This window comes from Candidatus Planktophila limnetica, assembly GCF_002288365.1.
GTDB lineage: Bacteria > Actinomycetota > Actinomycetes > Nanopelagicales > Nanopelagicaceae > Planktophila > Planktophila limnetica.
This window is the reverse complement of record NZ_CP016782.1, coordinates 63,864-88,739: the sequence shown is the minus strand read 5'-3', so window position 1 is coordinate 88,739 and position 24,876 is coordinate 63,864. Positions and strand designations below refer to the sequence as shown.

Annotated in this window: 25 protein-coding genes, 1 tRNA gene and 1 other RNA gene; 4 read left to right on the top strand and 23 right to left on the bottom strand. The window is 45.4% G+C overall.

All coding sequences use genetic code 11. From position 1 onward, the window contains the following. Window positions 1-3 precede the first annotated feature (3 nt). From PHILAsVB114_RS00455 to fbaA, 12 genes are read right to left on the bottom strand one after another with little or no spacing between them, the layout of a single operon-like run. Window positions 4-180, bottom strand: a complete 177-nt coding sequence (locus PHILAsVB114_RS00455) for a DUF3073 domain-containing protein (protein WP_095697461.1) — start codon at window positions 178-180, stop codon at window positions 4-6. Window positions 181-233: 53 nt separating this feature from the next. Then, a complete protein-coding gene (purM, locus tag PHILAsVB114_RS00450) occupies window positions 234-1,286 on the bottom strand; it encodes a phosphoribosylformylglycinamidine cyclo-ligase (RefSeq protein ID WP_095697460.1) in 1,053 nt (350 codons plus the stop codon). Next, window positions 1,286-2,764 (bottom strand): amidophosphoribosyltransferase, encoded by a 1,479-nt coding sequence (gene purF, locus PHILAsVB114_RS00445; protein WP_095697459.1) that lies wholly within the window; start codon window positions 2,762-2,764, stop codon window positions 1,286-1,288. Before purF ends, purM begins: the two co-directional genes overlap by 1 nt. Before the next feature lie 8 nt (window positions 2,765-2,772). Further along, window positions 2,773-3,072 (bottom strand): sterol carrier family protein, encoded by a 300-nt coding sequence (locus PHILAsVB114_RS00440; RefSeq protein WP_095697458.1) that lies wholly within the window; start codon window positions 3,070-3,072, stop codon window positions 2,773-2,775. After that, entirely contained in the window at window positions 3,069-5,300 is a 2,232-nt protein-coding gene (purL, locus tag PHILAsVB114_RS00435; RefSeq protein WP_095697457.1) for a phosphoribosylformylglycinamidine synthase subunit PurL, read from the bottom strand. The genes PHILAsVB114_RS00440 and purL overlap by 4 nt, the downstream gene beginning before the upstream one ends. Further along, window positions 5,301-5,972, bottom strand: coding sequence for a phosphoribosylformylglycinamidine synthase subunit PurQ (gene purQ, locus PHILAsVB114_RS00430; protein WP_095697456.1), 672 nt, complete (start codon window positions 5,970-5,972; stop codon window positions 5,301-5,303). Then, window positions 5,973-6,218 carry a phosphoribosylformylglycinamidine synthase subunit PurS gene (gene purS / locus PHILAsVB114_RS00425; RefSeq protein ID WP_095697455.1) on the bottom strand — a complete coding sequence of 82 codons (246 nt, stop codon included), beginning with the start codon at window positions 6,216-6,218 and terminating at the stop codon, window positions 5,973-5,975. Between the two features lie 27 nt (window positions 6,219-6,245). After that, window positions 6,246-7,133 carry a phosphoribosylaminoimidazolesuccinocarboxamide synthase gene (locus PHILAsVB114_RS00420; protein WP_095697454.1) on the bottom strand — a complete coding sequence of 296 codons (888 nt, stop codon included), beginning with the start codon at window positions 7,131-7,133 and terminating at the stop codon, window positions 6,246-6,248. Further along, on the bottom strand, window positions 7,130-8,551 hold the full coding sequence (purB, locus tag PHILAsVB114_RS00415; RefSeq protein WP_095697453.1) for an adenylosuccinate lyase: 1,422 nt from the start codon (window positions 8,549-8,551) through the stop codon (window positions 7,130-7,132). The genes PHILAsVB114_RS00420 and purB overlap by 4 nt, the downstream gene beginning before the upstream one ends. After that, window positions 8,552-9,796: a phosphoribosylamine--glycine ligase gene (gene purD, locus PHILAsVB114_RS00410; RefSeq protein ID WP_095697452.1), complete on the bottom strand. Its 1,245-nt coding sequence runs from the start codon at window positions 9,794-9,796 to the stop codon at window positions 8,552-8,554. A gap of 2 nt (window positions 9,797-9,798) precedes the next feature. Then, window positions 9,799-11,082 (bottom strand): adenylosuccinate synthase, encoded by a 1,284-nt coding sequence (locus tag PHILAsVB114_RS00405; protein WP_095697451.1) that lies wholly within the window; start codon window positions 11,080-11,082, stop codon window positions 9,799-9,801. After that, the gene (gene fbaA / locus PHILAsVB114_RS00400) at window positions 11,083-12,117 is read right to left on the bottom strand and encodes a class II fructose-bisphosphate aldolase (RefSeq protein ID WP_095697450.1); all 1,035 of its coding nucleotides are present in this window, start codon (window positions 12,115-12,117) and stop codon (window positions 11,083-11,085) included. 137 nt (window positions 12,118-12,254) lie between these two features. Between fbaA and acs the strand changes: the two genes are divergently transcribed. Continuing rightward, on the top strand, window positions 12,255-14,219 hold the full coding sequence (gene acs, locus PHILAsVB114_RS00395) for an acetate--CoA ligase (protein WP_095697449.1): 1,965 nt from the start codon (window positions 12,255-12,257) through the stop codon (window positions 14,217-14,219). Here acs and PHILAsVB114_RS00390 read toward each other — a convergent pair. Together PHILAsVB114_RS00390 and nth are read right to left on the bottom strand one after the other, a co-directional pair. Then, a complete protein-coding gene (locus tag PHILAsVB114_RS00390; protein WP_095697448.1) occupies window positions 14,216-14,746 on the bottom strand; it encodes a TlpA family protein disulfide reductase in 531 nt (176 codons plus the stop codon). The two genes, acs and PHILAsVB114_RS00390, sit on opposite strands and share 4 nt — an antisense overlap. Next, window positions 14,743-15,441, bottom strand: a complete 699-nt coding sequence (gene nth / locus PHILAsVB114_RS00385) for an endonuclease III (protein WP_095697447.1) — start codon at window positions 15,439-15,441, stop codon at window positions 14,743-14,745. Before nth ends, PHILAsVB114_RS00390 begins: the two co-directional genes overlap by 4 nt. A gap of 18 nt (window positions 15,442-15,459) precedes the next feature. On the opposite strand from nth, the gene PHILAsVB114_RS00380 reads away from it, so the two are divergent. Next, a complete protein-coding gene (locus PHILAsVB114_RS00380; RefSeq protein ID WP_095697446.1) occupies window positions 15,460-16,143 on the top strand; it encodes a Crp/Fnr family transcriptional regulator in 684 nt (227 codons plus the stop codon). A gap of 2 nt (window positions 16,144-16,145) precedes the next feature. On the opposite strand, the gene PHILAsVB114_RS00375 is transcribed toward PHILAsVB114_RS00380, so the two are convergent. The 9 genes from PHILAsVB114_RS00375 to ffs all read right to left on the bottom strand — a co-directional run bounded on the left by PHILAsVB114_RS00375 (window position 16,146) and on the right by ffs (window position 23,478). Further along, on the bottom strand, window positions 16,146-17,540 hold the full coding sequence (locus PHILAsVB114_RS00375; protein ID WP_095697445.1) for a hypothetical protein: 1,395 nt from the start codon (window positions 17,538-17,540) through the stop codon (window positions 16,146-16,148). A 9-nt stretch (window positions 17,541-17,549) separates the two neighbouring features. Then, window positions 17,550-18,014 (bottom strand): RidA family protein, encoded by a 465-nt coding sequence (locus PHILAsVB114_RS00370; protein ID WP_095697444.1) that lies wholly within the window; start codon window positions 18,012-18,014, stop codon window positions 17,550-17,552. Then, a complete protein-coding gene (locus PHILAsVB114_RS06935; RefSeq protein ID WP_157906129.1) occupies window positions 18,011-18,166 on the bottom strand; it encodes a Sp36 family protein in 156 nt (51 codons plus the stop codon). Before PHILAsVB114_RS06935 ends, PHILAsVB114_RS00370 begins: the two co-directional genes overlap by 4 nt. Beyond that, window positions 18,163-18,615, bottom strand: a complete 453-nt coding sequence (locus PHILAsVB114_RS00365) for a GatB/YqeY domain-containing protein (RefSeq protein ID WP_095697443.1) — start codon at window positions 18,613-18,615, stop codon at window positions 18,163-18,165. Before PHILAsVB114_RS00365 ends, PHILAsVB114_RS06935 begins: the two co-directional genes overlap by 4 nt. A gap of 9 nt (window positions 18,616-18,624) precedes the next feature. Next, complete coding sequence (locus PHILAsVB114_RS00360) at window positions 18,625-19,677, bottom strand: aspartate-semialdehyde dehydrogenase (RefSeq protein ID WP_095697442.1); 1,053 nt, start codon at window positions 19,675-19,677, stop codon at window positions 18,625-18,627. Further along, entirely contained in the window at window positions 19,674-20,945 is a 1,272-nt protein-coding gene (locus tag PHILAsVB114_RS00355) for an aspartate kinase (protein ID WP_095698634.1), read from the bottom strand. Before PHILAsVB114_RS00355 ends, PHILAsVB114_RS00360 begins: the two co-directional genes overlap by 4 nt. 94 nt (window positions 20,946-21,039) lie before the next feature. Next, window positions 21,040-21,639 (bottom strand): recombination mediator RecR, encoded by a 600-nt coding sequence (recR, locus tag PHILAsVB114_RS00350; protein WP_095698633.1) that lies wholly within the window; start codon window positions 21,637-21,639, stop codon window positions 21,040-21,042. Window positions 21,640-21,650: 11 nt separating this feature from the next. Continuing rightward, window positions 21,651-23,339, bottom strand: coding sequence for a DNA polymerase III subunit gamma and tau (locus PHILAsVB114_RS00345; protein WP_095697441.1), 1,689 nt, complete (start codon window positions 23,337-23,339; stop codon window positions 21,651-21,653). Between the two features lie 42 nt (window positions 23,340-23,381). Beyond that, window positions 23,382-23,478: signal recognition particle sRNA small type (gene ffs / locus PHILAsVB114_RS00340), an RNA gene on the bottom strand. Window positions 23,479-23,518: 40 nt separating this feature from the next. Between ffs and PHILAsVB114_RS00335 the strand changes: the two genes are divergently transcribed. Together PHILAsVB114_RS00335 and PHILAsVB114_RS00330 are read left to right on the top strand one after the other, a co-directional pair. Continuing rightward, a tRNA-Ser gene (locus PHILAsVB114_RS00335) sits at window positions 23,519-23,603 on the top strand. A 67-nt stretch (window positions 23,604-23,670) separates the two neighbouring features. Next, the gene (locus PHILAsVB114_RS00330) at window positions 23,671-24,876 is read left to right on the top strand and encodes a hypothetical protein (RefSeq protein ID WP_095697440.1); all 1,206 of its coding nucleotides are present in this window, start codon (window positions 23,671-23,673) and stop codon (window positions 24,874-24,876) included.

The following is a 24,876-nucleotide window of genomic DNA, read 5'->3' as shown; positions in this document are numbered from 1 at the left end:
TATCTACGCACGAGGAATATAATTGCCATCAGCGTATGGATCATCTGATTCTTGATCCTGCGCTGGTTGTCCTTCGTTATGTAACTCTTTTGCTAAACGATCAAGATCCATCTCTTGTGAGTTGTACTTAAGATCGCGAGCTACTTTTGTCTGTTTCGCTTTTGCTCGGCCGCGCCCCATAGCGTGACCTCCTTACCTCAACGGTGTGTATCTACCAGAGCCGTAGGTTATCGCTATCGGTAGTCGCCTTCCAAAGCAGCACGGGCAGCCCCAGGCGTTGTGGCGCCAACTGAGCCAGCGGCCCACGCCTGCATTCCCCGCGCGGCAAGGGCCTTGATCGCCAGGTCTGCCGATGCGGCATCGATGATGGCGACCATGCCAACTCCGCAGTTCCAGGTGCGTTCGTAGTCGTTTTGTGGAACGCCACCTTCGTGCGCCATGAAAATTAATTCTTGTGGAAGTGACCATGTACTGCGATCGAACTTCGCTACTAAGCCATCTGGAACAACACGTGCAGTGTTATCTGCCAAGCCACCACCGGTGACGTGACTAAATGTTCGCAAGTTTTCGCCGAGTAATTTGATGAGTGCCAAACAATCAAGAGTGTAAATCTCTGTGGGAGTTAAAAGAATTTCACCGAGTGTTTTGTCGAGGTCACCATATTGCTTGCCAAGATCTAACTTCTCTTCTTTCAGAATATGGCGAATAAGTGAATAACCATTTGCATGAAAACCAGATGCAGGCATTGCAATCAGCACATCTCCTGCTTTTACTTTCTCTTTCGAGAGTTGTTTGTCAGCATCAACTGCGCCAGTTGCGGCGCCTGCAATATCGAATTCATCTTCTGCAAGTAATCCTGGGTGCTCAGCGGTTTCGCCGCCGATCAGTGCAGTATTTGCTTTTACGCATCCGCGCGCAATGCCAGCAACAATATCTGCGATGCGCTCTGGGATTACTTTTCCAACTGCAATGTAATCGGTCATAAAGAGTGGTTCTGCCCCACAGACAACTAAGTCATCAACAACCATCGCAACTAAATCTTCACCGATAGTGTCATAGATTCCCATTGCGCGAGCAATCTCTGTTTTTGTGCCAACGCCATCTGTAGATGTCGCAAGAAGTGGTTTATTAAATTTTTTGAGTGCGCTTGCATCAAAGAGTCCAGCAAATCCACCAATGCCACCTTGTACTTCTGGACGCGTGGCTTTTGCAATTGATGCCTTCATTAATTCAACAGCGCGATCTCCTGCATCAATATCAACGCCAGAACTTTTATACGTCGACATTAGTTATGCCCATGTACTTCTGTAATTTCAAGGCGCGCTTTGCCCTCAGACAAATCAGCAGGAATTGCAATTGGATATTTGCCTGTAAAACAAGCGCTACATAAGTTCTTTTCAGCTATTTCTGTGGCTTCGATTAATCCTTCGAGGGATACATAACCAAGTGAGTCCGCGCCAATTGATCTGCGAATTTCTTCAACGTCTAATCCGCTTGCAATGAGTTCGGCGCGTGTTGCAAAATCAATTCCATAAAAACATGGCCACTTAACAGGTGGGCTAGAAATACGGACGTGAATTTCTCGCGCCCCTGCCTCGCGAAGCATTCGAACAATCGCGCGTTGTGTGTTGCCGCGAACGATTGAGTCATCAACGACAATGATGCGTTTGCCTTCAATAATCTCTTTCAAAGGATTAAGTTTTAAGCGAATGCCAAGCTGCCTAATTGTTTGGCTGGGTTGAATAAATGTGCGACCAACGTATGAGTTCTTAACTAATCCCATACCGTAAGGAATTCCAGATCCTGCTGCATAGCCAATCGCAGATGGTGTGCCAGATTCTGGAACAGGAATTACTAAATCAGCTTCAACTGGATGTTCTGCGGCCAATCGTTTTCCAATTGCAACGCGAGTTGCATGGATACCGCGACCAGCAATTGTTGTATCGGGACGCGCAAGATAAACGTATTCAAATATGCAGCCCTTTGGTTCGGGAGTTGACCACATCTGCGAACGCAGACCATCAGAGTCAATTGCTAAGAATTCTCCAGGTTCTACTTCACGAACAAATGCTGCGCCAACGATGTCGAGTGCTGCTGTTTCGGATGCGACGACCCAGCCATTTTCTAATTTTCCAATAACTAGTGGGCGTACACCGTGGCGGTCGCGAGCTGCGTACAAAGTGTGTTCGTCCATAAAGACGAGTGAGAATGCGCCTTCTAGTTTTGGCAATACTGCAAGAGCGCTTGCTTCAACATTCTTTTCATCTTGCAAACCAATGAGCGCGGTCATAATTTCTGTATCTGTAGTTGCGCCACGTTCATCTTTATTGTGATCTTTATCGAGTTTGTGTGCCAACTCTGCGAGATCGCCCGTATTTGTTAGGTTGCCGTTATGGGCTAAAGCCAGTGTTCCGTACTTAGTTGGGCGCAGTGTTGGTTGCGCATTTACCCACGTACTAGATCCAGTTGTGGAATACCGACAGTGACCAATAGCAAGATCGCCTTTTAGAGTAACTAAATCACTTTCAGTAAATACTTGTGAAACCAATCCCATATCTTTATAGACCGTGATGCGTTCGCCATCACTTGTTGCAATTCCTGCAGATTCTTGACCGCGATGTTGAAGTGCATATAAACCGTAAAAAGAAAGTTTTGCTACTTCTTCTCCTGGCGCCCAGACACCGAATACACCGCACGCATCTTGTGGCCCACGATCTGCATCAAAGAGATTGTGATTGAGTAATCCATCGGGACGGCGGGCCATGTCTAATCCTAATTCTTATCCGTTAAGGGCAAGTACTGCGACAAATCGGCGCGCGCACCTGAAGCGATTATTTTTCCGTCAGCAATTTCATCTGCCCAGGTTGTGACGCCTTGAGCAAGTGATAGCCATGTATCAGCTTTCATCTCAATGACATTTGGTGGTGTGCCGCGTGTGTGCGTTGGACCTTCGCCACATTGAATTGCTGCATAAGGCGGAATTCGAACTTCTATGGCGCGCCCAGGTGCTTTTGATTCGAGCAGCGCAAGTGTTGCTTTTACTTCGATCATGATTTGCGGGTCTCTACTCATCCGAACAACCTTGGAAATGTTTCGGTATGAGCTTTACGTAATTCAGTCAGTTGAATTACTGAATCATTGATTGTCAGTGACTCTCCACCAGTTGTGCCGATGTGCGTGCAGGAAATCTTTGCCTTAGTTACTTGTGCGTGCAGTACATGCTTTTTACTTGGATCAATTGCAACAATCACGCGTCCTGGGGTTTCACTTAATAGATCAACAGCAGCGTTTTCCAGTGTCACTGTTGCACCAATTCCGTGACGTAAAACCATTTCAGTAAGCGCTGCAGATAAACCACCTTGGCTTAAGTCATGTGCTGCAGTGAAAATCTTTTCTGTGCGCCCTGCGACAAGTAATGTATTTAGGCGCATTGCAGCTTGTAAATCTGATTGTGGTGATTGACCCCCGCGGATGCCGTGAATAAATGCCCATTCACTCCCGGCAAAATCTTCGCCAGTGTCACCAAGTAAATAGAGATGAAGTCCTGCACGATCAAAACTCATTGGTGTGCGAGTACGAACATCCTCGATGACACCCAGAACTGCAATAACTGGTGTTGGCAAAATTGCAGTGCTGCCAGTCTGGTTATAGAACGAAACGTTTCCGCCCGTAACAGGTAAACCCATCTCTAAACAACCATCTGCAAGACCGCGAACAGTTTCGGCAAATTGCCACATCACGCCTGGATCTTCAGGAGAACCAAAGTTAAGACAATTACTAACTGCAAGTGGGGCCGCACCCGCTGTTGCAATATTGCGAGCAGCTTCGGCCAATGCCAGTTTCACACCTTCGTATGGATTTAAGTACGACCAATTTGCGTTGGCATCGGTTGAAACTGCGACACCTAAGTGTGTTGATTCATCAACTCGCACCATTCCAGAATCATCTGGTTGGGCTTGAATAGTGTTGCCTTGTACATACTTATCGTATTGAGAAGTAACCCAGGATTTATCTGCCAAGTTTGGCGTGCCAGCAAGTTTTAATACCGCAGCTTTAATTTCTGCCGCGTTAGTTGGAAGTGGGACATTTACTTTTTCACTATTTACTTGCTTGATGTAAGCAGGTTCTGCAAATGGTCGTTGGTAGACAGGGCCTTCGTGAGCGACTGTGCGTGGTGGAACATCAACAATTAACTCACCGTGCCACGTAATTTCTAGACGATCACCAGTTGTTACTTCACCAATAACTGTCGCTGTTACATCCCATTTCTTACAGATTTCTAGAAAACGATCAATGTGCTTTGGTTCAACGATTGCACACATGCGCTCTTGTGATTCTGACATCAAAATTTCTTCAGGTGACAGTGATGGGTCGCGAAGTGGCACTCGATCAAGTTCTACAGCCATTCCGCCTGTGCCACCTGATGCCAGCTCTGATGTGGCACATGAAAGGCCCGCGCCACCCAAATCTTGAATACCAACGACTAAATCTTCCGCAAATATTTCTAGTGAGCACTCGATCAAAACTTTTTCAACGAATGGATCGCCCACCTGAACACTTGGTCGCTTTGCAGGACCTGATGCGCCAAATGTTTCTGATGCAAGAACAGATACGCCGCCGATTCCATCGCCACCAGTTTTCGCGCCGTATAAAACAACAAGATTTCCAGCACCGGCAGCTTTCGCTAATTTAATATCGCTATGTTTCATCACTCCGATGCAGAGTGCGTTAACAAGTGGATTGCCAGCATATGTTTCATCAAATGTAACTTCGCCACCAATATTTGGAAGTCCTAAACAATTTCCGTAACCACCAACTCCTGCAATGACACCTGGTAATACGCGACGAGTATCTGCAGCTTCTGCTGGACCAAAGCGAAGTGGATCCATGACTGCAATTGGCCTGGCACCCATAGTCAAAATGTCACGAACGATTCCGCCCACGCCGGTTGCTGCTCCTTGATACGGCTCGATAAATGATGGGTGGTTATGTGATTCGATTTTAAAAGTAACTGCATAACCCTGTCCGACATCAACAACGCCAGCGTTTTCACCGATACCAACAAGTAGTGCATCTGTTTTAACAGCCTTGTCACCAAATTGTTTTAAGTGAACCTTTGAAGATTTATATGAACAGTGCTCTGACCACATCACTGAATACATTGCTAACTCAGAAGATGTTGGTCTACGCCCAAGAATTTCGCGAATACGTGCGTACTCATCCTCTTTTAATCCAAGTTCAAGAAATGGTTGTTTCGTATCCGGAGATGTCGTGGCTGATGCAACGGTATCTAGCGCCATTTATTTGCCAGCCATTGAGTGCAGAAGCGATGTAAAAAAACCAAGCCCCTCAGGGGTTGGTCCAGTTAATGTATCGATTGCGTGTTCTGGGTGTGGCATTAAACCAACGACGTTGCCGCGTTCATTTGTAATTCCTGCGATCAGGTTGCGCGATCCATTTGGGTTTTCACCAACATAGCGAGCAATGATGCGGCCTTCGTTTTCTAACGCGGCAAGTGTTTGATCATCGCATTGAAAAGAACCTTCACCATTTTTTAGTGGAATAACAATCTCTTGTCCTTGTGAATAAGAAGTAGTCCATGCACTCGTAGTATTTTCAATTGAAATCTTTTGATCACGACACAAGAAGTGAAGTTCATGATTGCGTGTTAGAGCCCCAGGCAATAAGTGCGCTTCGCATAAAACCTGAAAACCATTGCAGATTCCAAGAAGTGGCATGCCGTCATTTGCGCGTTTGATAATTGATTGCATCACTGATGCAAAGCGAGAGATTGCACCACAACGTAAGTAATCACCGTAGGAAAATCCGCCAGGAAGAATTACCGCATCCACTCCGTGAAGATCCGCGTCTCCGTGCCAGAGTGAAATCGCTTGAGCGCCTGCAAAGCGCACTGCGCGCGCGGCATCTCTGTCATCGAGTGTTCCCGGAAAAGTTACGACGCCAACTTTCACTTATTTTTCAACTCTCACAGTGAAGGTTTCAATAACAGGATTAGCAAGAAGCGTTTCGGCTGCTTTTTCTACTTGTGCTAATTGTTCTGGTGTTGCATCGCCATCGATTTCAATTTCAAATCTTTTTCCTTGGCGAACACTCTTTGCAAAAGTAAAACCAAGACGTGGCAGCGCAGCACCAACAGCAGTTCCTTGTGGGTCAAGGATTTCAGGCTTTAACATCACATCGACCACGATCTTTGCCATTAGTGCGCCTTTCGTTAGGAGTTAAATTTATCCGTTAAACCGGCTGCCGGTAATACGGAAATATGCTTCTTCATAACGTGCTGCTGTTTTTTCCACTATTTCATTAGGTAATTCCGGCGGCGGAGACTTTTTATCCCAGCCACTAGAAATCAAATAATCACGGACAAATTGCTTATCAAATGATGGTTGTGCGCCCCCTGGCTTCCATGTGGAAGCTTCCCAGAAGCGAGATGAATCAGGAGTCAGCGCTTCATCACCGAGTGTGATTTCACCATCTTCATCAGTGCCAAATTCAAATTTAGTATCAGCCAGAATGATTCCGCGAGATTGCGCAAACTCAGATGCTGTTTCATATAACTTGAGTGTTAGCCCTCGAAGTTCGGTTGCAGTATCTCCACCAACAATTTTTTCACATTGTGCGAAATCAATGTTTTCATCATGATCACCAATTTCAGCTTTTGTTGCTGGCGTGAAAATTGATTGTGGTAATTGAGATCCATCGAGCAAACCTGCTGGCAGAGTATTTCCACAGACAGATGAGTTGCTCTGGTATTCACTCCATCCACTGCCGGTGAGATACCCACGTGCAACGCATTCGACATCAAACATTTCAAGGGGCGCCACGATTACTGCGCGATCAATAACCGATCCCGGAACATCATCGCTAATCACATGGTTAGGAACAATGTCTGCGAGTAGTTCAAACCAGAAGAGTGAGAGTTGTGTTAGTACTGCGCCTTTATTCGGAATTGGTGTTGGTAAAACCCAATCAAAAGCGGAAATGCGATCTGATGCGACTAAAAGAATTTCATTATCTTCATTTGTATAAAGGTCGCGAACTTTTCCGGTGCGCAGATGCTTCCACCCAGTTATTAAAGGCGCTGGCGGTGGGCCAGCTAGGCCAAAGCCGCTCACCTGATAGAGCCGGGTTTGTACTGCGCTGCGGCAGAGTGCGCGGAAGTAATCGCGTCAATGCGATTAACAACTCGTGCAATTTGTTGGCGAGCATCGCCAGTAAATTCGATTGGATCCTTAATTAAAGCAGCAAGGGCAGCGGCATCTAATGGAATGCGAGAGTCTGCACCGATTGCTGCTAGCAAGTTATTTGCTTTACCTTCACGCATTTCTAACGCTGCTTTAGTTGCATGTTCTTTAATTACTTCATGTGCAACTTCGCGGCCAACGCCAGCTTTAACAGCAGCCATCAAAATCTTTGTTGTAGCCAAGAATGGTAAATACTTTTCAAGTTCCGCAGCAATAACTGCAGGGAATGCGCCGAATTCATCCAGCACAGTAAGCATTGTTTCTAGCAAGCCATCAATTGCATAGAAAGCCTCTGGCAGCGCAACACGACGAACAACACTGCAAGAAACATCACCTTCGTTCCATTGATCACCAGCGAGTTCAGAAACCATTGATGCATAACCGCGCAAAACAACTGATAGACCGTTTACTCGTTCACATGATCGTGTATTCATCTTGTGTGGCATTGCAGATGATCCAACTTGTCCAGCTTTAAATCCTTCGGTGACAAGTTCGGCGCCAGCCATTAAACGAATTGATGTAGCAAGAGATGATGGAGCCGAAGCTATCTGCACAAGTGTTGTGACGACGTCATAATCAAATGATCGTGGATAAATCTGGCCAGTTGAATCTAGTACATTGGTAAATCCAAGTTCGGTTGCAATGGCTTTTTCTAATTTTTGATGCGCATCACTTGAACCGAGCAAGTCAATCGAATCTTGTGATGTACCAACTGGACCCTTAATTCCACGCATTGGATATCGATCAAGTAGCGATGACAATCTTTCGTATGCAAAGAGAAGTTCTTCGGCGCTCGATGCAAAACGTTTTCCTAGAGTTGTGATTTGTGCCGGCACATTGTGTGAACGACCAGCAATTGGTTGATCTGCGTACTGTGCTGCTTTTTGTCCAAGACGAGCAAGCAGGGCAATTACTTTGTCATTAACAATCTGTAAACCGTTTCGAATCTGTAGCGCTTCGATATTTTCAGTCAGATCTCGGCTAGTCATCCCTGCATGGATAGCTTCGTGGCCAGCGAGCGCGTTGAACTCTTCGATGCGTGCTTTTACATCGTGGCGGCTCTTTTTCTCGCGAGCATCAATGGAGGCTAGATCTACTTTGCTAATTACTTTTTCGTAATCTTTAATTACTGATTCAGGGATTGCATGACCTAATTGTGATTGCGCACGAGCAACAGCGATCCAAAGTTTGCGCTCTGCAATAATTTTTGATTCTGGCGCGAAGATTTCGCGCATCGCGGTGGATGCATATCTATCTGCTAAAACGCTCACTGGTGCATTCTCTCTCATTTAGTTGCCCTTCTCAGCGACCGACGCATTGAGTGCGATATCAGTGCGATAAAAAGAGCCAGGCAATGTGATCTGCGAGATTGCCCTATATGCGCGGTCTCGTGCTTCTGTCAGATCTTCACCAACTCCGGTCACACTTAACACGCGTCCACCACTTGAAACTAGTCCTGCAGTTGATCTAGTTGTTCCGGCGTGAAAAGTAAGCGTCTCTTTTACATTTGGAATATTAAGAATTACAGAACCGGTTTGTGGTGATTCTGGATAACCGCCTGCAGCGAGTACAACAGTGACAGCAGATTCTTCTCGCCATTGCAGCGCAACATCATCGAGTGCGTTTGTTGCAGCTTTATACAAAAGTGTTGCAAGTGGTGTTTTAAGTAGTGGAATTAACACTTGTGTTTCTGGATCACCAAAGCGCGCATTAAATTCGATGACGCGAATTCCGTGATCAGTGAGAGCAAGACCTGCGTATAACAAACCAATAAATGGTGTTCCACGCGCTGCCATTTCGGCAATCACTGGAGCAAGCACTTGTGTGTATGTATCTTCGATGATGTCATCTGGTGCCCATGGCAAGGGAGAGTAGGCACCCATGCCACCAGTATTTGGACCTAAGTCGCCATCTAGTGCGCGTTTAAAATCTTGTGCTGGTTGCATCGCAATAATATTTCGGCCATCTGAAATACCGAACAGTGATATTTCTGGACCATTTAAGTACTCTTCAATGAGCACTCGTGTGCAGGACAACGCATGTGCAAGTGCAACTTCGCGATCTATTGTGACTACAACACCTTTGCCTGCAGCAAGTCCATCATCTTTAACAACATATGGTGCACCGAATTCGTCGAGTGCTTTTTCTATTTCTTCCTTAGTTGTGCAGGTGTAACTATGCGCGGTTGGCACACCAGCATCTCGCATTACGCCTTTTGCAAAATCTTTCGAACCTTCTAATTGCGCCGCAGCTTTTGATGGACCAAAGACAGCGAATCCTGCTGATCGCAGAGCATCTGATGCACCATTTACTAGCGGAACTTCTGGACCAATAACAACAAGGTCAATCAACAATTCTTTAGCAAGAGCAACAATCGCTGCATTATTTTTTATATCGAGTGGATGTAATAACGCAAGATCTGCAATACCTGGATTACCGGGTGCGCAATGAAGTTCAGTTGTACTTGGATCTGCCTTTAACCCTAGTGCGAGTGCGTGTTCGCGACCGCCGCTTCCGACTAGGAGGATTTTCATATTTAAATGAAATCCTTTACAACAATTGTTTCATCTCGGCCTGGCCCAACTCCAATGGCGCTCATTGGAGCACCAGAAATCTTTTCAAGGAAAGCAACATAATCTTGCGCAGCTTTTGGTAAGTCACTCACCTTGCGCGCCTTAGAAATATCTTCTTTCCATCCTGGCAAGTATTCATAAATTGGTTTTGCATGGTGGAAATCAGATTGCGATGCTGGTAATTCTTCAACACGCTTTCCATCAATTTCATAGGCAACACATACTGGAATTTTGTCCCAGCCAGTGAGTACATCTAGTTTTGTTAAGAAGAAATCTGTCAGTCCGTTCACGCGAACTGCATAACGCGCAATCGGTGCGTCATACCAACCGCAACGACGAGCACGACCAGTTGTTACACCGATTTCACCACCGATGGTGCGAAGTTTTTCGCCATCTTCATCAAAGAGTTCTGTAGGAAATGGACCAGAACCAACGCGAGTTGTGTACGCCTTAACAATTCCGATAACACGACCAATTTGTGTTGGTCCGATTCCAGAACCAGTACAAGCACCGCCTGCAGTTGGATTGCTCGATGTTACGAATGGATATGTGCCGTGATCCACATCGAGAAGTGTTCCTTGTGATCCTTCGAGCAGAACTGTTTTACCAGCTTTGAGAGCTTGATCAAGTAACAAGACAGTATCTGCAACATATGGACGCAAGATTTCTGCGTAGCCAAGGTATTCATCCAACACTTCATCAACTTCAATGTTTTTACGGTTAAAGACTTTGATAAGTACTTGGTTCTTATCTTTTAGCGCACCTTCGATTTTTTGACGCAAGATAGATGGATCAAATAAATCTTGAACACGAATTCCGATGCGATTGATCTTGTCCGCATAAGCAGGACCAATTCCGCGGCCAGTTGTGCCGATCTTTGCTTTGCCTAAGAAGCGCTCAGAAACTTTATCGATGGTGCGGTGATAAGGAGTAATCAAGTGCGCATTGGTACTAATTACTAATTTTGAACAATCAATACCGCGCTCTGTTAATCCTTTAATTTCTTCAAGTAATACACCCGGATCAATCACAACGCCATTGCCAATTACTGGAATTACGTTTGGACTTAAAATTCCTGAAGGCAGTAAGTGCAATGCATATTTTTGATCACCGATAACAACTGTGTGACCTGCATTGTTTCCACCTTGATAGCGAACAACATAATCAACACGGTCGCCAAGAATGTCGGTGGCTTTGCCTTTACCTTCATCGCCCCATTGGGCACCCAGGAGTACTAGTGCTGGCATTTACTTAAGTAACGAAGTTCCGGTTGAACGAAGATCTTCGCATGCATGTGTAACGCGAGCAGCCATTCCAGCTTCTGCTGCTTTGCCCCATGCGCGTGGATCGTACGTCTTCTTATTTCCAACTTCGCCATCAATTTTTAATACACCGTCATAATTTTTGAGTATGTGATCAACAACTGGCCGAGTAAATGCGTATTGCGTATCTGTATCAATATTCATCTTTATCACGCCGTAATCAAGTGATTCACGAATTTCTGTAAGCAGTGAACCAGAACCACCGTGGAAAACAAGATCCATTGGCTTGCTTCCGGCTGGTAACCCTTTTTCTTTTGCAACAGCAGCTTGAAGAGTCTGCAATATCTTTGGTTGCAGTACAACGTTTCCTGGCTTGTAAACACCGTGTACGTTTCCAAATGTTGCAGCGACCATATAGCGACCGCGTTCTCCCATGCCCAAAGTTTTAACAGTCATGAGCGCATCTTCAGGAGTTGAGTACAACTTGGCATCGTGCTTTGCTTCAACACCATCTTCTTCTCCACCAACAACACCGATTTCGATTTCAAGAAGTGTTCGTGCGGCAAGTGATTTTTCAATAAGTTCATCTGCAATCTTCATATTCTCTGGCATATCTACTGCAGATCCATCCCACATATGTGAGCTGAAGAGTGGTCCTTTGCCTGACTTAATTCGATCGGCGCCAAATGCAAGAAGCGGACGCATGAAGCCATCTAATTTTTCAACTGGGCAGTGATCTGTATGAAGTGCAATATTTACTTTGTAATTCTTTGCAACAACGTGGGCGAACTCTGCCAGCGCCACGGCGCCATCGACCATGTTCTTAACCGTTGAACCAGATGCGTATTCCGCACCGCCCCAAGAGAATTGAATGATTCCATCTGATTCTGCTTCGGCGAAACCACGAAGTGCTGCGATCAGAGTCTGTGAAGATGAAACGTTGATTGCTGGATATGCGAAGGCGCCTTTTTTAGCGCGGTCCAACATCTCTGAATAAATTTCAGGGGTTGCAATTGGCATTTATAACTCCAATGAATTTCTGACTCCGGTGTAATTCTCTTGAGCGAGCTCTTCATTGGGCCGTCTCGAGGCTTACGGCTAATCCAACCACCTTTAGCCTCTTCTGAAAAATCGGCGCTCGGACTAACCTTGACTATATGTCCGAGAATCAAGAATCCCTCGCCAAACTAGGCCATGAAAATCGCCTATTTCCACCAAGTGCGGAATTTATTGCACAAGCTAATGCACAAGCATCTATGTATGACGAAGCAGAAAAAGATCGCTTAGCTTTCTGGGAAAAACAAGCACACGAATTACAGTGGGATGCACCGTGGACAACTGTGTTGGATTGGAAAGTTCCATTTGCTAAGTGGTTTGTTGGCGGAAAGATAAATGCAAGCGTTAACGCACTAGATCGCCACGTTGCACAAGGTCGCGGAGATCGTGTTGCTTTCTTCTTCGAAGGCGAACCTGGTGATACCCGCACAATTACTTACGCTCAGTTATTAACTGAAGTTAAAAAGACAGCGAATGCTTTAACTGAACTTGGAATCAAAGATGGCGATCGCGTTGCTATTTATATGCCGATGATTCCAGAGGCCGCAATTGCAATGCTCGCATGTGCTCGAATTGGCGCACCGCACTCTGTTGTCTTCGGTGGTTTCTCTGCAGATGCACTTTTATCTCGCATCCAAGATGCTGATGCAAAACTTGTGATCACAGCCGATGGTGGTTATCGCAAAGGTGCACCTTTTGCGCTCAAGCCAGCAGTCGATGATGCGCTTAAAGGAAAGACAAATGTAAAGAACGTTTTAGTTGTTAAGCGCACGGGACAAGAAACACATTGGGATAGCAACAAAGATGTCTGGTGGCACGACATTGTTGATCGCCAGAGCACCGAACATGTTGCACAATCATTTGATAGCGAGCACCCGCTATTTATTTTGTATACATCCGGCACAACTGCTAAACCAAAGGGAATTTCACATACAACTGGCGGTTATCTAACCCAGGTCGCTTACACGCACAAGATGGTCTTTGATATTAAACCTGAGACAGATGTCTATTGGTGCACAGCAGATGTTGGCTGGGTTACCGGTCACTCATACGTTGTTTATGGACCGCTTATTAATGGTGCTACACAAGTGATGTATGAAGGAACCCCAGATACGCCACATAAAGGCCGCATCTTTGAACTCATTGCGAAATACAAGGTTTCTATTCTTTATACAGCGCCCACACTTATTCGCACATGGATGAAGTGGGGCGATGAATTTCCTAACGCACACAACTTGAAATCACTTCGTTTACTTGGCTCTGTTGGCGAACCAATTAATCCAGAAGCATGGATGTGGTACCGCGAAGTTATCGGTGGTGACCGTTGTCCAATCGTTGATACGTGGTGGCAGACAGAAACTGGTGCAATCATGATTTCACCGCTGCCTGGTGTTACACATACAAAACCTGGATCTGCAATGCGTCCACTCCCAGGTATCAGCGGAAAAGTTGTTGATGACAACGGTAAAGAAGTTGGTCTTGGTCACGGTGGATATTTAATTTTAGATAAACCATGGCCATCAATGTTGCGCGGAATTTGGGGCGAAGAAGAAAGATATAAAGAAACGTATTGGTCGCGCTTTGATGGAGTTTATTTCGCAGGCGATGGCGCAAAAATCGATACTGATGCAGCAATCTGGTTACTGGGTCGAGTCGATGACGTTATGAATGTTTCAGGTCACCGTATTTCAACAACAGAAGTTGAATCAGCACTTGTTTCACATGCAGCTGTTGCAGAGGCTGCGGTGGTTGGTGCGGCCGATGAAATGACAGGACAAGGAATTGTTGCCTTCGTTATTTTGCGTGGTGGAATTCCAAATGTTTGCGGAGAAGAGTTGATTAAAGAATTGCGTGCCCACGTTGCAAAAGAAATTGGCGCAATTGCAAAGCCACGACAGATTGTTGTGGTTCAAGAATTACCAAAGACTCGAAGTGGCAAAATCATGCGCAGATTGCTTAAAGATGTAGCAGAAAACCGCGCAGTCGGTGATTCAACAACTCTTGCAGATCCAAATGTGATGGCGCTTATTTCACAAGGATTAAGCACCGCAAAGGATGAAGACTAAATACTGATCCCTAGGTATTTCTCTGTAAGCTCTTCAAGTTCTTGAGTTGATGTAATTACGCCAATTCTTTTGTAGACAGTTACGCCCTTTGCATCAACGAAATAAGTAATTGGTACACCCATACCTAAAGCTGATGCTGTGCGGCCGTCTGGATCATAAAGATTGGGCCATGTGATGCCGCGAGTTTCTACAAAGTGACGACCATCGCCAATCTGTGCTTCTTCCACATCGATACCGAGTAGAACTAGTTTGCCTTTTGCTTTGCCATAAAAATCAACGAAATAAGGGATTTCATCTTTGCATGGTCCGCACCATGATCCCCAGACATTAACGACTGCTGGGCCGCGCAGCGCTTCCAGGGTTATCCCAGCGCTTCCATCTAAACATTCAAGTTCTGTGCCACTCACATTTGAATCAACAGATGGTGATGCACAATCAACTAATTCGCCTTTTGAAATTGCGGAAGGCGTCGTCGTGCAACCACTAACAAATAAGAGCGCAACTAAGAGAACCGATAGACGTTTCATCTGAAATCCTTATCGGTTTTCACAAGTGCCTTTGCTTTTTCTTTATCCATCTCGCCAATTCCAACTGAAGGACAAATCTTTGCCACAGGGCACGCACCACACGCGGGTTTGCGTGAGTGGCAAATTCTGCGTCCATGCCAAATCATTCGTTGTGACAAGTTGGTCCACTCTTTCTCTGGAATTAACTCTTGCACATCAATTTCTACTTTCACTGGATCTTTTGAATCCGTCCATTCAAATCTGCGAGATAAACGACCGAAGTGCGTATCAACTGTTATTCCTGGAATATCAAAGGCATGACCCAGCACAACGTTAGCTGTCTTGCGGCCAACACCTGGCAGCGTAATTAGCTCTTCTAAGGTGGACGGAACTTTTCCGCCAAAGTCACTCTGTAGTTTTACTGCCAAACCTTTTATGTTGCGGGCTTTTGCATGATAAAAACCTGTTGAAAAAATCAATTCTTCTATGTCTTCTATCTTGGCGCGCGAATAATCTTTAGCGGTTTTATACTTTTTAAAAAGCGGTGGCGTTACTTGATTGACTCTTTTGTCTGTGCACTGCGCAGATAAAACAGTTGCCACCAATAGTTGTAGTGGGTTTGTAAAATCTAATTCACACCTGATATTTGGATATGTCTTACATAAAATGCGATAGACAGCCTTGGCTTGGCTGCGAGTTTCCCTATCGGCGCTCATGCGAGTAAAGTACCCTTCGTGACCCCAGAAGAAGATGTTGTTCGTCGCGCACCACTTTTTACTGCGCTAGATGAAGCCTCTGCCGTATCACTTCGCACATCAATGGATAGCGTCAAGATTACTAAGGGAAACATTCTCTTCGCCGAAGGCGATGAAGGCGATCACCTCTACGTAATCCTTGAGGGTAAGTTAAAGCTCGGAACTTCTAGCAGCGATGGTCGCGAAAACTTACTTTCAATTCTTGGACCAGGCGAAATGTTTGGCGAACTCTCCCTCTTTGATCCCGGCCCACGCACATCAACAGCAACAGCTGTTACAGATGCGAAACTTTTGTCACTCGGCCATGACAAGTTAATTCCTTGGTTACGTCAAAATCCAGATGTTGCTCTTCACTTACTTGCTCGACTTTCACAACGCCTGCGTCGCACCAATGAAGCAGTTGGTGATTTGGTTTTCTCTGATGTTCCTGGTCGTGTTGCAAAAGCACTGATTGATCTTGGTGAACGTTTTGGTAAAACCACTGATGAAGGTCTAGTTGTTAATCACGACCTAACCCAAGAAGAGCTTGCACAACTAGTTGGCGCATCTCGCGAAACAGTTAATAAGGCACTGGCAGATTTTGCTGGTCGCAACTGGCTCAAACTAGATGGGCGCTCTGTTTTGATTACAGATCTAGAGCGTCTAACAAAGCGCGGTAAGTAAGGTTACTTTCTCTCAATTTGAATTGTGTCATTAGATCCTGATTTGACTAGTGAAATCTTCACACCGTATGCACTCAAAGACTCCCCTTGGTACATCACGTAATTAAGGTCCCAGCGGCTCTGGACAATTCCAACTCCATTTACTAAATGAATTCCGAAATTCTCATATCCCGGCACAGGCTTTCCTTGAAGAGAAACTAGGCCGTGGTTCACCCCGTTCAGTTTTACATACGTGGCAGGTGATTCAAATAACTTATTGCGATTATTAACTGCGGTATCAACAATGTACGTCATCACACCTTGTGCTTCTTTGTTAAGCAGTGGAGACCATTTATCAATACGGTGAGACTCCACAACCAATACTCGATGCGGATCTAGTTTGATCATCACTGAACTGATGCCTTTTTGTTCTCGTTCAATTGGAACAAGAGTTATGAGCGTTTTCTTTAATTTTTTCAGATCGACACAATAAGTATCACTTGGTTCAGCCCAATCTAAAGTTAGAGCTTCCCAGGCGTTTAAATAATGTGTGGGGCTGTCATCAAAATTCATAATTCCACCCATAACTGGTGGCATAAATGGTGAGTGTCCAGCTAATCCTTGCGCGTGCATAGTTTCATGCGCCAAGTAAAGCCAAGGAGTTCGCTTTGATTCATAAGTTTCTTTTCCGATGGCAAACATTGCTGGTGCTATTACTCCATCTTTTGTTTGAATCGGATACCACTGTCTATTTTGTCCGACAGCAACAATTTTCTGGATACCTTCGGGATATATAACCCAGAATGCGGCTGCTTTTTCGACATTAACAACTTTTTGAATCTCAGATACGTACTCTTCTTTAATCTCTCTGGTGATCTGAGCGTCTGCTCCAACTTCAGCAACATCTAAAGCTTGTGACTCTTTGGGTGCTCTTATCCACTTGTCATAGGTAACAAAATCCCATGTTAACTTTTTTCGTGAATACCAATTGAGCCACTCTGTGGAGTTCTTAACAATTTCATCGATTGCAGCCTTTGGAGTTCCGTCCCCCGGAGAATCCGAAAAATCTATTCCAACGACAACAATTTTCTCTCTACCTGTATTTACGAAACCAGGTTCGGGTTCCGCTGGAAAAGCAATCGCGCGGTGTCGCATGTTCAAGGGGCGTTGATCTGAAATTTTACACACACTTAAATCACTTGCAGAAATAGGGATTGAAATCGGAATGATTACTCCGTTATTCCACTTTAGTTTTGTGCCAGATTTAACGCAGGTATATTTCTTGCCGTCGAATTCAATACTCTGACCAGATTTCTTACATGCAAAACCTGCTTTTATGGACGCAGAATTGGCAGAAAAAGTTGGCAGCGAAAAAATCAGAACTAATCCCGTGACAAGTGCGATGGACTTTCTTGTCATGGGCAAAAACTAATCCGCGATTTCTACCGTTAACTCAATTTCAACGGGAGAATCCAAAGGTAATTCAGCAACACCAATAGCAGAACGTGCATGCTTTCCTGCTTCACCCCAAATGTGTACAAAGAGTTCTGATGCGCCGTTTACAACTGCAGGGTGCGCGATATATCCAGATGCGCCATTTACATAACCAACTACGCGGATAACTTTAGAAATTTTGTTTACGTCTGCCACCAGTGCAACAGCTGCTAAAGCATTAAGTGCGCAAACCTGTGCAAGCTCCTTAGCGCGCTCAGGTGTGACGCTGTCACCAACTTTTCCAGTGCCTGCCATCTCGCCATTTACTAATGGCAATTGACCTGCAGTAAAAACTATGTTTCCTGTGCGAACCGCTGGAACGTATGCGGCAAGTGGCTTTGCAGCAACAGGAAGTTCTAGACCAAGTTCTGCAAGCTTTGCGCGAACATCGGTGCTCACTTAACTTCTCGCTTCATGTAAGCAACTAGTTGTTCGCCAGTGCCGGGTGCAGGAATTACTTGTACGAGTTCCCAGCCATCAGAACCCCATGTATCAAGGATCTGCTTTGTTGCATGAGATAACAATGGAACTGTTGCGTATTCATATTTCATTTGTTTAACGCTTCTTTCACTAGACCAGAGACTGTTCCACCATCTGCTTTTCCTGCAGTTTGTCCTTTAATAACACCCATTACTTTGCCCATATCGCCAGGTCCACTTGCACCAGTTTGTGCAATGGCCGCGGCAATAAGTTTCTTAATCTCATCTTCGCTCATCTGCTCAGGCAAATACTTAGCAATAACTTCACCCTCTGCTTTTTCAAGAGCTGCTTTATCCGCGCGACCTGCATCAGCAAACGCCTCTGCTGCTTCGCGGCGCTTCTTTGCCTCACGTGAAAGCACAGTAATAATTTCGGCATCTGTCAGCACGCGTGCTTCTTTACCTGATACTTCTTCATTGGTAATCGCAGTCAACACCATACGAATCGTGCCCGAAACGATTTCATCTCGGCTGCGAATTGCTTCGGTCAGGTTTGCTTGCAAAGTTTCTTTAATGCCCATAGGTATACCTTACTTAGTAAATTCAACTGCAAGTAGTTCGGCAATCTGTGCTGTATTAAGCGCAGCACCCTTGCGCAGATTGTCACCACACACAAATAGGTCTAAAGCCATTGGATCATCAATGCTCTTTCGAACACGACCAACCCACGTTGGATCTGTGCCAACTACATCTGCCGGTGTTGGGAACTTATAGTTTTCAGGGTCATCCACCAACTTAACGCCAGCCGCGTTAGCAAGAATATCTTGCGCTGCTTTACGTGATGGTTCTTTCTCAAAGACAGCATGCACAGTTAGTGAGTGCGTTGTAATAACTGGCACGCGAACACATGTTGCAGAAACCTTTAGGTTTGCGAGTCCAAGAATCTTTCGTGATTCATTGCGAACCTTTAATTCTTCAGATGAATAACCATCTGCCTTTAAAGAACCAGCCCATGGCACAACGTTGAGTGCAAGGGGCGCTGGAAAAGGACCAAGGTCTGTCACATGTTTACGAAGATCTCCAGTTGCATCTCCCGCGTCCGTTCCAGCAACTTGTTTCATTTGCGCGCGAAGCGCATCAATACCTGATTGACCAGCACCAGATGCTGCTTGATAAGAAGAGACAACTAACTCTTTAAGTCCGTAAGTTTTATGTAGCGCACCCATTGCAACAATCATCGAAAGAGTTGTGCAATTTGGATTAGAGATAATTCCACGCGGACGTTGCTTAACCATCTCTGGATTTACTTCTGGGACAACTAGCGGAACATCGGCGTCCATACGAAATGCTCCCGAGTTATCAACAACAACTGCGCCACGAGATGCCGCAATTGGTGCCCACTCAGCAGAAACTTCATCTGGCACATCAAACATCGCAACATCAATGCCGTCGAACGCCTCTGGCGATAAGGCAACAACTGTGAGTTCTTCACCGCGGCATTTAAGTTTCTTTCCCGCACTTCGAGCGGACGCGATCAAACGAATCTCGCCCCACACATCAGCACGCTCAGACAAAATACTGAGCATTACTGTGCCAACGGCTCCAGTGGCACCAACAACTGCAAGTGAAGGTTTGTTACTCATCGTCCCGTGCCGCCATATACAACTGCTTCTACTTGATCAGCATCTAGTTCGAAGGCTGTGTGGGCTGCTTTTACAGCGCCATCAAGGTCTGATTCACGGCAGATAATTGAGATACGAATTTCTGATGTTGAAATCATTTCGATGTTTACGCCAGCCTCTGACATCGCAGCAAAGAATGTTGCTGTTACGCCTGGGTGTGAACGCATGCCAGCACCAACGAGTGAGAGCTTGCCGATTTGATCATCGTATTGAATTGATGCAAATCCAACTTCACCTTGTATTGCCTTAAGAATCTTGGATGCATTAGCACCTTCTGCCTTTGGCAGAGTAAATGAAATATCTGTTAGGCCAGTAGCTGCTGCAGAAACGTTTTGAACAATCATGTCGATGTTGATGTCAGCATCGGCAATTGCTTGGAAGATGCGAGCAGCAACACCAGTGCGATCTGGTACACCAACTATGGTGATCTTTGCTTCGGTCTTATCGTGTGCGATACCCGAGATGATTGCTTGCTCCATGTTTCCTCCTTCAGGGTGGTTTTTAACTACCCATGTTCCTTCGTTGGTTGTAAAAGATGAACGGACGTGAATTGGTAAGTCATATCTGCGTGCGTACTCAACGCAACGCAGATGTAAAACTTTTGCACCAGATGCTGCTAGTTCGAGCATCTCGTCATACGTAACTGTCTTTAGTTTGCGGGCCGCAGGCACAACTCGTGGGTCTGCACTAAAGACGCCATCAACATCTGTATAAATCTCGCAGACATCTGCATCCAGCGCTGCAGCCAATGCAACCGCAGTTGTATCTGATCCGCCTCGACCAAGTGTTGTTACATCTTTTGTATCTTGCGAAATTCCTTGAAAACCAGCAACGATTGCAATTGCGCCTTCTTCTAACGCTTCTTGAATACGTCCTGGTGTCACATCAATAATGCGAGCGCGACCATGTGCGCTATCTGTAATCACGCCTGCTTGGCTGCCTGTAAATGAACGAGCTTCGTGACCTAAATTAGAAATTGCCATTGCAAGTAATGCCATTGAAATTCGTTCACCCGCTGTCAGCAACATATCTAATTCGCGACCGGTCGGAATAGGAGTGATCTGATTTGCTAGATCAATTAGTTCATCGGTTGTGTCTCCCATCGCCGAAACCACAACAACAACTTGATTGCCATCGCGTTTGGAGGCCACGATGCGAGCAGCCACCCGCTTCATGCCCTCGGCATCGGCCACCGATGACCCACCGTACTTTTGAACGATTAATCCCATACGGCCAAGCATGACAGGCTCAGAAGCGATTTTGTACCCGTATTATCGGATTTCTCAAATTATGAGACTTCGAGCATCTCAAATAACGAGATACTTAGTTTTCGACGTTCCTTCTGCCTTCAAATGCTCGCCCAAGGGTAACTTCATCGGCGTATTCAAGGTCTCCGCCCACTGGCAGACCACTGGCCAAACGAGAGACCTTTATATCTAGCGGCTTAATCAATCGAGCTAAATAGGTGGCCGTTGCCTCACCTTCGAGGTTTGGATCCGTTGCCAAAATAACTTCAGTAATCGCTGAGTCAGATAAACGACTCATCAGCTCTTTAATTCTTAATTGATCAGGTCCGATTCCATCAATAGGACTAATTGCTCCACCGAGCACGTGGTACTTGCCACGGAATTCTCGCGTGCGCTCCACCGCAATCACATCTTTACTCTCTTCAACAACACAAATCTGTGAGTTATCACGACGTGGGTCGCGACAAATACGGCACTCTGTTTCTTCAGAAACATTTCCGCACTGCGTGCAAAACTTCACGCGTTCTTTCACCGTACGAATTGCATCAACCAATGCTGCAGCAATGTCGGCATCTGATTGCAGAATATGAAAAGCAATTCGCTGCGCGCTCTTTGGACCCACACCAGGCAAGCGACCCAAGGCATCAATTAAATCTTGTATCGCACCTTCATACATTCCACTCATTATTACTTCTTATCCGTAATAACTTGTGCGCCTAGTTCGCGTGCTAACAACGCTGCACCGCTGAGCTGTTCAACATCACTCGGTGATTCATCGACGCGTACCGCACGCGTTGCAGGTGTACTTGGATTCACTGATGGATCCACAACACATTCAATCTTGCGATCAAGTCCCACAACTTCAATAAATGCTTGGCGCAGAATCTCATCACTTTCTGATCGCACAAATGAATCACGTGCACCGGCGTTGACGATTCCGATCGTTATGTTTGTGTCATCAACACCAAGGATTTGTGCGCTCGCGGACAACAGTGACCACGTCAATCTACGACGCTTCTTAACATTTTCTATTACGTCAGGCCATATGCGTCGAAGACCAGCAATGTCCATTGTGCTAACTGTTGCCTTCTTCGCAATCGGTTGTTCCGAAGCCACGGGAAGTGCTTCTTTAGTCTCTTCTCTAGGTAAAACCTTTGAAGGTTTAACAGCTTCCACCGAAGGAGCACTCTTGGAAAGAGTAGGCATTGGCGCGATGTTTTCAACGCGTTCTAAACGTTCGATTCGAGCAAGTAATCCGGTCTCTGTTGCATCACTTATTGGTAACAAGATGCGGCCGCAAATGAGTTCGAGAATCAATCGTGGTGCGGTAGCACCGCGCATTTCTGTTAATCCATCTGCTGCGATGTCTGCTGCGCGCGAAAGTGAAGCAGTACCGATGCGCTGTGCTTGATTGCGCATGCGTTCTAGTTGGTCATCTGGCATATCGCGCAAGATTGAATTCGCACTTGTTTCACCGAGTGCATCCACGATCATTAAATCGCGTAGACGTTCTAGCAAGTCTGCGGTGAATCTCTTTGGATCATGACCGCTTTCGATCACGCGATCGATTGTTGCAAACAATGTTGCTGCATCGTGTGCTGCCAGCGCATCGATTGCATCATCCAACAACGCACCGTCAGTGAATCCAAGTAGCTGCACTGCGATGTCATAACTGACGCCGTCTTTGCCAGCGCCTGCAAGCAATTGACCCAACACAGATAACGCATCACGCACAGAACCACCACTAGCGCGCACCACCAATGGCAGCACACCTTTAGCTACTTCAACACCTTCTGCAGCACAGATCTTTTCTAAATGCGCAGTCAGTACTCCAGGTGGTACTAAACGGAATGGGTAATGGTGTGTACGTGAGCGGATAGTTGAAATCAGTTTTTCTGGCTCTGTTGTGGCAAAGATAAAAATAACGTGAGGAGGTGGCTCTTCAACCACTTTGAGCAACGCATTTGCAGCACCCGGCCCAAGTTGGTGTGCTTCGTCAATAATATAAATCTTGTACTTGCTATTAACGGGTGCAAAGAAAGCTTTATCTCTTAAATCTCTTGCATCATCGACTAAACCATGAGTCGCTGCATCTAATTCAATAACATCAATTGATCCTGGACCATTTGCAACTAAGTCTTTGCATGATTGGCACTGCCCGCATGGAGTTGGTGTTGGCCCCTTTTCGCAATTGAGTGAACGAGCCATGATGCGTGCGCTAGATGTTTTACCGCAACCACGTGGACCGCTGAATAAATAAGCATGATGTGTTTTATCTGATGACAATGCATTACTTAAAGGAACAGTCACATGTTCTTGACCAATAACATCTGCAAATACAGAAGGGCGATACTTGCGATACAACGCTAGTGACATCACATCCCCTTCTCGACTCAAATAATTCTTAAACAATAAAACTTAAGGGATCCCTCGTGCACCCGCTAGAGCGCACCTACCCTTGCTGTATTCCTACCCTGGGGGAGTTCAGTGCGGTAACGCCGCACGAGGGATCTGGTCTAAGCATAGTTAGCGCACCTATAGAGTTCTTCCCCTCGGGAGGATTCGCATAGCGGCCGAGTGCGCACGCTTGGAAAGCGTGTAAAGGGCAACCTTTCAGGGGTTCAAATCCCCTATCCTCCGCCGCACAAAACAGTACTTTCATGCAATTGCAGTAATAGGGTTTGGCAATACCAATAGGGAGAAAACAATGAAGATCAAATCATTATTTGTAGCGGTTTTGCTTTTGGCTGGAGTTATTGCTCCGGCAGCAAACGCAGCAACAGAGAATCCGGTCGTGGAATCTTTCAGTTTCACTCCCAATGAAATTGAACTGTTCTCGAATGAAACAACTGTCAATTTTGAAGCTGTGGTCTCTCATCCACTAGGTATTGAAAACACTTCTCTTGTTGTAACACTTTCAAACAGCCAAAATTCTAATTTTTTAATTTATCTAAACCGGACTGATAGTCCTATAAATCCCACACTTCAAAAAGTGACATTTAAAGGTTCGATAAAACTCCCTAGAAATATTACACAAGGGGTATACGTTCCCAGTTTAAGTTCGGCACGGAACAATAAATCTACTAATTATCAATATGAAACTGGAATTACTAAGCCTAAGAACTTTAGAGCCCTCGTTGGAGCAGAAAATGGATTACTTGTCCGAAATGATGGTAATTTGGATTTGAACTACTCAACTTTCGAAGGTCCAACTTACAATTCCTTAATCGAAAGCCAATTTACAAATGTTTCAAAATATAATTCGAGCGTAGTACCTGTTTGGCGAGCAGGTGAGACCTATAAAGTAAGTGACTATTTTGAACAACAAGTCGCTGGGCTAAATTTATCAATTACTTCTGTAACTCCGTTGGTGTGCGTGGCTGAAGCAGCTCAGCTCAAATTTTTAAAGGAAGGCTACTGTGGTTTTAAGGTTAGCACTCCAAAAACAAAGGACTACTTAGAAAAGAAATATGAAGAGTCCGTAAGTATTTTGCCTGCCAAGGTCAAGCAGTCTCTCTCGATTTCTAAGGTTGAAAATCAAACCGTAAAAGAGTTTCCTGCATACTTTGCATTACCTCAGGTTTATTCGGGATCACAAGCATGGATTTTGCCTACTTCAATTACACCAATAGTCTGCTTTACTTCTGGTTTCTCCGTAAAAATGATGTCATCTGGAAAATGTTCTTTGACTTACCAAGTTCCAGCAACGACAGAATTACTAGCGTCTGATGTTTACACTCAATCTTTTGATGTTTTAAAGGAAGGCGAAACAGTTGTTGTTCCAACTCCAACCGCAACCCCAACCGCTACACCAGTAGTAAAGAAAACCATCACCTGCGTAAAGGGCACAAAGACAGTTAAGAAAACTGCAATTAGCCCTAAGTGTCCGGCGGGTTACAAGCTAAAAAAATAG